Below are 964 nucleotides of genomic sequence, written 5' to 3'. Positions count from 1 at the left end.
GACGACAAGTGCAGCGACACTGCTACCAAGAACGATCTGGGTCAATGAGTCCATGGCAGACTCCAACGGCCTGGTTTATCGATCTGTTGGGCATCTTGTACCTTTATCCATCTGTCATGCAGCCATTGTTCCGTTTTGCGGCGAGCGAGCAGGTATGCCCATTCCAGATCGCGCTCGAACAGCATCGGTTTCTCATCGCTACCGACGATGACCCAGAACCAGCGCCCATCAGCCTGATTGCGTGACTTGAATTTTAAACCGGTGAGTTGGACGGTCTCGTTACGGCCTGCGTGTGATAGGCGAATAGGTTCATCATGGGGGGTAACAGACGCTCCCCTCAGGCTGGTCAGCAAGTCGGGTGCAGCCTTGCGCAGGAACTCTGCCGCAATCTGCTCAGCGCGCTCACGAGACGGTAAAGGTTTTCCCACCAGGTCAAGCGAGATGTTGGCAAAACCCTTGAGTGTGCCATCGGCGGCGATCACCGTACTAAAGTGTTCTCCCTCCAGGAAGGCATTGCGCCCATCACGCCGCTCGTAACGGCTGAGGGTTGCGGGCTGACCATCCAGAGTGACCGAACGCTGACGGGTTTGATGATGAGTATCCGGGATGCTGATCGGGTTATCTCCAACCGCACCGGAAGCCGCCTGCAACGCGAAAGCAGGCAGAGCAACGGTAAGCCCAAGACTGATGCGCAGCACCAGGATCCAACGGCAGGGGTTCCGCCAGGAAGTCAGGACTAAAGAGAGCGAAGAACGGATAGAATTCATGGTTTCCTCGTGGATGAAGCAAGCGATGCACTGCCCGCAACGCAGACAGTGGCCAGTAAAAGCGCCACCGCAAGCCCCACCAATAGCGGGACGAAACCGGGCACCCAGGACACGATAAGCGGGCCGATGCTGGCACCGATAAACAGGACAAAACCATTGAGAGCCATGCCCCCTGCGCGGTTAGGTACCGCCAGATC

At 57.2% G+C, this 964-nt stretch carries 2 protein-coding genes; both read right to left on the bottom strand.

Features of this window, described 5'->3' with window-relative positions:
- Positions 1 to 41 precede the first annotated feature (41 nt).
- Complete coding sequence (locus tag DRI82_RS24170) at positions 42 to 767, bottom strand: hypothetical protein (RefSeq protein WP_211317716.1); 726 nt, start codon at positions 765 to 767, stop codon at positions 42 to 44.
- On the bottom strand, positions 764 to 964 hold a 201-nt coding region (locus DRI82_RS23670), incomplete at its 5' end, for a hypothetical protein (protein WP_211317715.1). The genes DRI82_RS24170 and DRI82_RS23670, both read right to left, overlap by 4 nt.

The sequence above is a fragment of the Edaphovirga cremea genome, from assembly GCF_003332275.1.
In the GTDB taxonomy this organism is placed as follows: Bacteria; Pseudomonadota; Gammaproteobacteria; order Enterobacterales; family Enterobacteriaceae; genus Edaphovirga; species Edaphovirga cremea.
Note: the sequence above shows the minus strand (reverse complement) of the source record. Positions and strands in the feature narration are given on the sequence as shown.